This is a genomic window from Acidobacteriota bacterium (assembly GCA_030774055.1).
Taxonomy (GTDB): Bacteria; Acidobacteriota; Terriglobia; order Terriglobales; family Acidobacteriaceae; genus JACPNR01.
Genome location: JALYLW010000089.1, coordinates 1 through 9,029 on the forward strand (window position 1 = coordinate 1; position 9,029 = coordinate 9,029).

Here is a 9,029-nt window from a genome sequence, read left to right on the forward strand (position 1 = left end):
GCGGCGCCCATGCCGCCGCCCACGCACATGGTCACGATGCCGTACTTCGCCTGGCGGCGCTCGAGCTCGCGCAGGATCGACGCCACCAGCTTCGCTCCGGTGCAGCCCAGCGGATGTCCGAGCGCGATGGCGCCGCCGTTGGGATTGATCTTATCGAGCGGCAACCCTGCTTCTTGGATGACGGAAAGCGCCTGCGCGGCAAAGGCCTCGTTCAATTCGAAAACAGCGATGTCCGAGAGCGTGAGCCCGGCCAGCTTCAGCACTTTCGGGATGGCGTAGACGGGACCCAGCCCCATTTCTTCTGGCTTGTAGCCCGCGGTGGCATAGGCGACGAGACGTCCGAGCGGCTTCAGTCCTAGCGCCTTGGCGCGCTCGTCGGACATGATGACCGCCGCGGCCGCGCCGTCAGACATCTGCGATGAGTTTCCGGCGGTCACCGTGCCCTTCATGTGGAAGGCCGGCTTGAGCGCGCCGAGGGCTTCGAGCGTGGTGTCGGCGCGCGGGCCTTCGTCCGTCTTGAAGGTAATCTCCACGCGCTTCGGCTTGGCGCCGTTCGGCGTGGTGAAGCTGACCGGCACGGGAACGGATTCGTCTTCGAACTTTCCGGCGGCGATGGCGGCGAGCGCCTTCCGGTGCGAATCCAGCGAGAACTCGTCGGCTTGCTGGCGCGTGATGCCAAAGCGCTGCGCCAGCCGTTCGGCGGTGAGTCCCATCGAGAGGTAGGCGTCGGGGTAATTCGCGATCAGCCACGGATTCGCCGAGACCTTATGGCCGCCCATCGGGATCATGGTCATGGATTCCACACCGCCGGCGACCACGACTTCCGCGCCGCCGCCGCGGATGCGGTCGCTAGCCAGCGCGATCGCCTGTAATCCCGAAGAGCAGAAGCGATTGATGGTCATGGCGGAGACTTCGACCGGCAGCCCGGCGCGCAGCGAAGCGATGCGGGCGACGTTCATCCCTTGCTCCGCCTCGGGCATGGCGCAGCCGAGGATGACGTCTTCGATGTCTTTAGTCTCGAGAGCTGGCACTCGAGCCAAAGCACCAGAAATCGCGACAGCGGCAAGGTCGTCTGGCCGTGTGGCGCGCAGCGTGCCTTTGTAGGCCTTGCCTACGGGCGTTCTAACGGAACTGACTATGACTGCATCACGCATAAAACCCTTTCACCGCCGCGGCGCGGGAAGCGCCGAGATAAATCGAAAATCGACAATCGTCAATTGCGTAGCGTCTTTCCCGTCTTGAGCGTGTACTGGATGCGTTCCTGCGTCTTCTTCTCGCCGCAGAGCGACTTGAACGCCTCGCGTTCGAGATCGAGCAAGTACTGCTCGCTCACCGGCGTCCCCGGCGAGACGGCGCCACCGCACAGCACTTCGGCGACTTTGCTGGCGATCTTCACTTCGTGGTCGGAGATGTACTCGCCCTGCCGCATTAGATGGACGCCGAGCTTTAACGTCGCAAGGATGCTCTCGCCGGGCGCGGGAATGTCCGTGCGCATGACCGGCGGCCGGTAGCTGCGGACGAGTTCCAGCGCTTTCAACTTCGCGTCGGTGAGGACGCGGTCGCGGTTCATGGTGATCTCGTCGGACTCATGCAGGAAGCCGAGGCCGCGGCCTTCTTCCGCCGACGTCGTGACCTTGGCCATCGCCACGGTCTCGAACGCCTTTTTCATCGCTTCCATGATCTCGACCGATTCACCGCGGCCGCCCGGCCGGAGCGCTTCCGCTTGTTCCACGGCGCGCAGCGTCATCTCTTTGCAGCCGCCGCCGCCGGGGATGAGTCCCACGCCGACTTCGACCATCCCCAGGTAGAGTTCCGCGTGCGGCTGGCGCGCGGCGCCGTGCAGCGTGACCTCGCAGCCGCCGCCGAGCGTCATGCCGAAAGGCGCGACCACCACCGGCTTGGGCGAGAACTTGATGGCCTGCGTCATGCCCTGGAACTGGCGGATCATCAGCTCGATGTCGTCCCACTCCTCTTCCTGGACGGCCATGAGCAGCAGCATGATGTTGGCGCCGACGGAGAAATGCTGCGCGTCGTTGGTGATGACGAAGGCGTCGAAGTTCGCGCCGATGTCAGAGCCCGGTTTCAGCGTCTGCTGGACGAGCTGGATGATGTCGCCGCCGAGCGCGTTCATCTTGGAATGGAACTCGATGCAGCCGACACCGTCGCCGAGGTCGACGAGCGACGCGCCCGCGTTCTTCTTCACCACTTTCGTTCCGCCGCGCTTCGCGACGGCGACCGACCACACGCCTTCGGGGACGTCCACCGGCTTATAACCGAGCTTGGCAAGATCGAAGTAAGAGCGGCCGGAGGGGACTTCGGGATGTTCCTGATACCAGCTGGCCGCGCCGCCGGCCAGCAGCTTCTCCACATTCGCCGCGACCGGCTTGCCTTCCTTCTTCATGCGCGCGACGGTCTGCGGCACGCCGGCAGCATCCCACAACTCGAACGGGCCCAGCTCCCAGTTGAAGCCGAGCTTCATGGCGCGATCGATCTCGACCACGGTGTCCGAGATCTCGGGGATGCGGTTGGCGGCGTACGTCCAGAGGTCGGAGAGCGTGGTCCAGTAGAAGGCGGCGGCCTTGTCTTTTGCCGGATCTCCGCTGAACAACATCTTGAGACGCTCGGGCAGCGACTCAATGCTCTTGGCCATCTCGAGTTGCGGAAACTTCGGCTTCTTGCGCGGCGCGTACTCGAGTGTCTTCCAATCGAGGGCGAGGCGGTCTTGTCCTTCCGGAGCGCCCTTTACGCGCTTGTAGAATCCTCCGCCGGTCTTGTCGCCGAGGAGCTTGCGCTCGAGCATCTGCTGATAAAACGCGGGGACGGCGAGGTCGGAGCGTTCGTCCGAGAGCGTGGCTTTGCCGCTCGCTTGACCGTCGGCCGCGACCCTGACCGATGTCAGGTTCGCGACCACATGGCCCAGGATATCGAGTCCGACCAGATCGATGGTGCGGAAGGTGGCGGACTTGGGCCAGCCGACGGCCGTGCCGGTGAGCGCGTCCACGTCTTCGATGGAGAGATCGAGCTCCTGCATCACGCGCATCACGTTCAGCACGCTGAAGGTGCCGATGCGGTTAGCGATGAAGTTGGGTGTGTCCTTGGCGTGGACGATGCCCTTGCCGAGACGCACGTCGCCGAAGCGGCTGACGGCTTCGACCGCGGCCGGGTCGCTATCGGGCGTGGTGATGAGCTCGAGCAGGCGCATGTAGCGCGGCGGATTGAAGAAGTGCGTGCCGAACCACGACTTGCGAAAGTCTTCGGAAAAACCTTCGGCGATCTTCGCGACCGGCAGTCCGCTGGTGTTGGTGGTGATGATGGCGCCGGGGCGGCGGACGGCTTCCACCTTCTTCAGCAGGCCGCGCTTGATCTCAAGGTTCTCCGCGACGGCTTCAATGATCCAGTCAGCCTGCTGCAGCAGCGCGAGGTCATCCTCGAAATTGCCGATGGTGACCAGGCGCGCGGCGGCGGCGGTAAAGAACGCCGCCGGCTTGGACTTTTTCGCGGCCTCGAGGCCGGCGCTGACGATCTTGTTGCGGTCGGCTTTGGGTGCGTCCGGCGCCGTGCCGGGCGGGACGATATCCAGCAGGAAGCAGGGAACACCGGCGTTGGCCAGGTGCGCGGCGATGCGCGCGCCCATGGTTCCGGCGCCCAGGACCGCGACCTTGTCGATACGTTTATGCATTAAGGACGGGTATTACCCGCGACCTGCCACTGACATGCGGCAAGGCTACGCCTTTCTGGAATAGCTCGCTGGAAACGTCCCACCGAAGGACGGGGACCAACTACGGCAGACCGCGGATTGGATGAAGAACTCCGGCGGGCTGGATGGTCGGCAGTGGCGGCTCTGGTCCACGCTGAGGCTCCGGTGCTGCTCGGGCAAGGTTCGTGGCCGACGGACGAAGGTTGAGGAATGGCACGCGCCGCGTGAATGTGGGGGTGAGGATGGCACAACGGCGCGTGCCGCATTAATTGGGATAATCCTACTGAATGAACCATCATTCAGTCAAGCGAAAGCGGCCCGACAAACTGCTGCGCGCTGAAAAACCATCCCAAAATCCTGCTTGACACGCAATGGGCCGGTGATGTATTTAACCATCTAGCTATGTAACCAGTTGGTTTCGTATGACGGGTTGCAGGAGTAGCGGGTGACTTCAGACCACCTCAGCAGCACCTTTGCCGCACTTGCCGACCCTACGCGGCGCGCGATCCTGGCTCGCCTGACTGCGGGCGAGGCTTCGGTGACGCAACTGGCGGAGCCCTTCGAGATGAGCATGCCGGCGGTATCCAAACATCTCAAAGTGCTGGAGCGAGCCGGGCTGATCGCGCGCGGGCGCGAGGCGCAGTGGCGTCCGTGCCGGCTCAAGGCGGCGCGGTTGAAAGAAGTATCCGACTGGGTCGCGCACTACCAGCGCTTCTGGTCGGAGAGCTTCGACCGTCTGGACGAATACCTCAAGGAGATGCAGCAGAAGGAATCGCGTTTCGAAATGACGTCCGAAAAGACATCCGCAAAAATAAAGGAATCGAAGACGAAGGAGAAGAAAGATGACAGTAAATAGCAGCCTGCTCGCGGTAACCATGCCCAACGACACAGACATCCTGATGGCGCGCGAGTTCAACGCGCCGCGCGAACTCGTCTTCGCAGCCTGGACCGATCCCAAGCACGTGCCGCAATGGCTGCTTGGCCCCGAGGGTTGGACGATGCCGGTGTGCGAGATCGACCTGCGTCCCGGCGGCAAGTGGCACTGGGTCTGGCGCAAAGCCGACGGCTGTGAGATGGAGATGCGCGGTGAGTATCGCGTGGTCAAGCCACCGGAGCGGCTCGTCAGCACGGAACGCTGGCAAGGCGACTGGCCGGAGACCATCAACACACTCGTCCTGACCGAAAAGGACGGCAAGACCACTGCCAGCATGACCGTCCATTACCCGTCGAAAGAAGCGCGCGACGCCGCGTTCAAGACCGGCATGGCGGGCGGCGTGGAAGTCAGCTTCAATCGTCTCGACGGCTATCTGAAGGAGATGCAGAAGGAGAAGGGCCATGTCCGTTAGCAAGACGAACTACGAGAACCCAGGCGCAGTGGCTGACGACCGCGAGGTCGTGATCGAGCGCACCTTCAACGCGCCGGTGGAGAAGGTATGGCGCGCGCTCACCGACGAGACGCAGATGAAGCAGTGGTACTTCCCGCAGATGCCGGCGTTCCAGCCGGTGGTCGGCTTCGAGACCAAGGTGGACGTGCCGCACGAGGGCAAGGTCTATGAACATCTCTGGAAGGTCACCGAGGCGGTGCCCAACCGGAAGATCGCGTACACATGGAAGTACGTGGGATATCCGGGCGAGTCGGTGGTGAGTTTCGAGCTGTTTCCAGAAGGCCAGAAGACGAGACTGAAGTTGAGCCACACGGGGCTCGATACGTTCCTGCCGAAGCAGCATCCGGAGATGGCGAGCAAGAACTTCTTTGGCGGCTGGACGCACTTTGGCGGCGAGCTGGCGAAGTTCCTCGAGAAACAGGAAGCGCGCTAGCGTGCGCGGGCGAGCACCAGCGTGATGTCGTCGGGCTGTTCGCCTGCGCCGATCCAATCCTGCACCGCTTGCAGGACCTCTTCCGACATCCGCGCCAGCGGCGCGCGCTGGTGTGCGCGGACGATCTCGAGCAGGCGCTCGGTGCCGAACTCTCCGAAGTCGTTTTCCGGCTCGATCACGCCGTCGGAGAAGGCCACAAAAACGTCGCCCGGACGCAGCGCGATGGAAGCGTCTTCATACTTGGGTTTGGGGAAGAGGCCGACCATGAGTCCGGAGGCGGCGTCGAGTTTGCGCACCGAGCCATCGGCGCTGACGATGTAGGGTGGCAGGTGGCCACCGTTGGCGTAGGTCATGGTGCGCTGTGGCTCGTCGTAGATGCCGAGGAAGAGCGTGGCGTATTTTTCCATCGGCGTGGTCTCGTAGAGATGGCGATTGAGCAGCGCGAGCGCGGAGGCGGGCGACTGCGTCGCATGCGCCATGAGCGCCGCGTTCTCGCCCCCCGGAGCGGCGGCTGCGTGGGTGAAGGCAGGGAGCGCGGCGCGTCCCAGACGCTCGTACGCGCGCACCGCGGAGTGCACCGTCGCCATCATGAGCGCCGCCGAGATGCCTTTGCCGCTGATATCGCCCACGGCGATGCCCAGCTTGCCTTCGCCAAAGGGCAAGAAATCGTAGTAGTCGCCACTCACGGTGCGCGCCGGTCTGCAGATGCCGTGCAGTTCGAGCGTGGGCAGGCCTTCGGCGGAGTGCGGGAAGAGCTGGTCCTGCACCTCCTGCGCGATGGCGAGCTCGCCTTGCATGCGTTCCTTCTCCTTTTGCGTGAGGATGAGGCGCTCGATGTCTTCCGTCATGGCGTTGAACGAGCGCTGTAGCTCGGCCAGCTGGTCGCGCCCTTCGACGTGGATGCGATGGCTGAAGTCACCACCCTTGATACGCAGCGTGGCGCGATAAAGGTTTGAGATGCTCCTGGTGATGGTGCGCGAGAGTCCGAGGCCGAGCGAAAGCGCGATGATCTCGATGATGGCGAAGACGATCGCGACGATCGCCAACACGATCGCTATGCCAACGCCCCATCCCGCCAGCCCACGAAAGAGCCGGCTGTAGAGGACAGAACCGCGAGTGCGCACTTGCAGCAACGCTGTGCCCAGATCCCCGTCATCCCAATCCACTGTTCCGACCAACGATCCGAAGGTGCGTTCTGTGTCCCACCCAAAGGCGGGATTTGGCAGCGATCCGCCTTCGACCGGCGAGAGGACGATGCGGGGCCGGAGCTGGCGGGACTGAGTCGGCGCGGGCGCGGAGGCGGAAGAGTCTTCGACGTTGAAGTCCACTTGGCTACTAACCTGACTACTATCCGAAAAGCGCACCAGGCCGGTGTTCCGGGCGGTGCGGTCGAGCAGCGTCCGATCGAGCGACTCGCTCGCGACCAGAAGCGCCGGCACCCCACCTCGCTGGAAATGCTTGATGACGCGCAGATAAAGTTTTCCGTTATCGTTGGCGACGATTTGCCGGTCTTCCTTCGCCCACGTGGGTCTTGCGAACGTGGGTGGATCCGGCGCGGACAGAACATGCTGGGCGTCGGTGCCCTCCCACAACGCGATCTCCGTAGTGGGGAACTGAGCACGGAAGGTCCGCCAGGCCGGGCTGTCAGCGAGAGCGCCAGGTTTCTTCCCGATCGAAGCCTCGCCTGCAAGCATATTGGCGCCGACCCGCAGAGCATTGAGTTCGCCATGCAGGTCCGCGCTCACGACCGATGCCGCGTACTGATTGCCAATCAAGTAAAAGGCGGTTCCTGCCAATACCACGAGCAGCACGATGGGGATCACGCCGATGAAGAAGTAGGTTACGAGCAGCCGGCGGCGCAAGCTCCACAGAAAACGCTGCCGGAACCAACGGATGAGCAGCGCGAACAGCAACACGCCCGTCACGATGCGGCCGGCGTTGAACCACCACTGGGCGAATCCGATGCCGGCGGCGTTGGCGCCGCTCCAGCGCAACCCCAGCAGCAACAACCCAAACAGCAGCGTGATGCCGGCGGCGTAGCCGGCAAGCTGCGCGAGGCGCGTCTGCGGGATGAAGCGGCGCGAGATGCCGCGCGCCAGCAGGATTCGCCGCAGGGACCGGTTGGAGTGTTCTGTCATCTGGTCTCTGGATTATATGTGGTGAGCGCGTTCTGTCCCGGGCGGCGTTTTTTGCGACCTGCGGCCGTTAGTGGTGGATACGCGGTGGGAGCCCGCCCGGTTCAGGGCTCGAGATAGCCCGGTCTATCGCCCGATAGATGCGAAGACAGACAGATAGAATGACCCGGTGAGCGCGCTCGCATTCTTCGTCGGCAAAGGTGGCGTGGGCAAAACAACGCTGAGCGCTGCCTACGCGGCAAGCCTCGCCTTGGCCAAGCCGCGCGAGCGCGTCTTGCTGCTCTCGACCGATCCAGCCCACTCCCTCGCCGACGTGTTCGAGGTGAGATTAGGCGACTCGCCGAAGCGTCTGCGGCTCCCGCGCGTGGGCGGCCTGTGGCTCTGGCAGGTGAATGCGGAGCAGCGATTCCGCCGCTTCCTCGCCGGGAATCGCGACGCCATCCTCGCGCTGCTGGAGAGTGGCACAATCTTCTCGCGCGCCGAGATCGAGCCGTTGCTCGATACCACGCTGCCGGGAATGGCGGAGATGGCTGCACTGCTGGCGATCCACGACCTCCTGGCGGACGCAGACTACGACCGCATCGTGGTCGACACCGCGCCCATCGGACACACGCTGCGGCTGTTCGAGATGCCGGAGCACTTTGCCCGCTTCCTCGACTTTCTCGATGTCGCTGCCGGCCGCGACCAGGTGCTGGCAGCGCACTTCGGCGGCCGCGCACAGCCGGTCTCGCAGCCCTTCATCAAGGAGTGGAGAAAGATGGTGGCGGACGTTCGCGCGGCACTCTCGGGCGGGGCCACACGCGTCACGCTGGTCACCACCAGCGAGACCTTCTCGCTCAACGAATCGGTGCGCGTTGCCCAGCAGATGCGCGCATCCGATCCGCCCATCGCCATCACGGATGTAGTGCTGAATAAGGCCGTCGGGAGGGAAGCAGGCTGTGCGGCCTGCAGCCAGCAGGCGCAGGCGACGAAAGCGGCGCGGGCATTCCTGCACCAACACTTTCGCGGACTGCCAGTACACCTTGCGCCCGATCCGGGGCATCCGCTGCTGAGTGCGGCGCAGCTCGCGGCATTCGGTGCGCACGTTTTCCAGGGCAAGCCGCTGCGGATACAGGAGACGAAGCCGGCGGTGCCCCCGGGCGCAGCCTCGACGAAGCTGCGGTTCGTCAAAACCAGGTTTACAAGAACGAAGTGGCCGAAGCTGGAGACGCCGCTCGCGCTCACGCTGGGCAAGGGTGGTGTGGGCAAGACGACCGTCTCGGCGGCGCTGGCGTTCCACTCGCGCGCCACCGAGCCCCGGGTCCCCGTGACCATCTGCTCCACCGACCCGGCGCCGTCATTGGATGACGTCTTCGGGAAGAAGGTGGACGACGGCGGCG

The 9,029-nt window shown here is 64.0% G+C and carries 7 protein-coding genes; 4 read left to right on the top strand and 3 right to left on the bottom strand.

The window, feature by feature from the left end:
* Positions 1-1,154 (bottom strand): acetyl-CoA C-acyltransferase (locus M3P27_07310; GenBank protein ID MDP9268121.1); only part of this gene is annotated, 1,154 nt, incomplete at its 3' end.
* Between the two features lie 59 nt (positions 1,155-1,213).
* The gene (locus M3P27_07315) at positions 1,214-3,679 is read right to left on the bottom strand and encodes a 3-hydroxyacyl-CoA dehydrogenase NAD-binding domain-containing protein (protein ID MDP9268122.1); all 2,466 of its coding nucleotides are present in this window, start codon (positions 3,677-3,679) and stop codon (positions 1,214-1,216) included.
* A 463-nt stretch (positions 3,680-4,142) separates the two neighbouring features.
* Between M3P27_07315 and M3P27_07320 the strand changes: the two genes are divergently transcribed.
* The 3 genes from M3P27_07320 to M3P27_07330 are packed head-to-tail and all read left to right on the top strand — an operon-like array spanning position 4,143 to position 5,515.
* A complete protein-coding gene (locus M3P27_07320) occupies positions 4,143-4,553 on the top strand; it encodes a metalloregulator ArsR/SmtB family transcription factor (GenBank protein ID MDP9268123.1) in 411 nt (136 codons plus the stop codon).
* Positions 4,540-5,043, top strand: coding sequence for an SRPBCC family protein (locus M3P27_07325; protein ID MDP9268124.1), 504 nt, complete (start codon positions 4,540-4,542; stop codon positions 5,041-5,043). Before M3P27_07320 ends, M3P27_07325 begins: the two co-directional genes overlap by 14 nt.
* Positions 5,033-5,515, top strand: a complete 483-nt coding sequence (locus M3P27_07330) for an SRPBCC domain-containing protein (protein ID MDP9268125.1) — start codon at positions 5,033-5,035, stop codon at positions 5,513-5,515. Before M3P27_07325 ends, M3P27_07330 begins: the two co-directional genes overlap by 11 nt.
* On the opposite strand, the gene M3P27_07335 is transcribed toward M3P27_07330, so the two are convergent.
* Complete coding sequence (locus M3P27_07335) at positions 5,512-7,653, bottom strand: SpoIIE family protein phosphatase (protein ID MDP9268126.1); 2,142 nt, start codon at positions 7,651-7,653, stop codon at positions 5,512-5,514. The genes M3P27_07330 and M3P27_07335 overlap by 4 nt on opposite strands.
* A gap of 166 nt (positions 7,654-7,819) precedes the next feature.
* Between M3P27_07335 and M3P27_07340 the strand changes: the two genes are divergently transcribed.
* Positions 7,820-9,029 (top strand): ArsA family ATPase (locus tag M3P27_07340; GenBank protein MDP9268127.1); only part of this gene is annotated, 1,210 nt, incomplete at its 3' end.

Bases quoted from the DNA above. Each gene is read 5' to 3' on its own strand.
- M3P27_07335 (MDP9268126.1), bottom strand. From the start codon at position 7,653: ATGACAGAACACTCCAACCGGTCCCTGCGGCGAATCCTGCTGGCGCGC.
- M3P27_07325 (MDP9268124.1), top strand. From the start codon at position 4,540: ATGACAGTAAATAGCAGCCTGCTCGCGGTAACCATGCCCAACGACACA.
- M3P27_07330 (MDP9268125.1), top strand. From the start codon at position 5,033: ATGTCCGTTAGCAAGACGAACTACGAGAACCCAGGCGCAGTGGCTGAC.
- M3P27_07315 (MDP9268122.1), bottom strand. From the start codon at position 3,679: ATGCATAAACGTATCGACAAGGTCGCGGTCCTGGGCGCCGGAACCATG.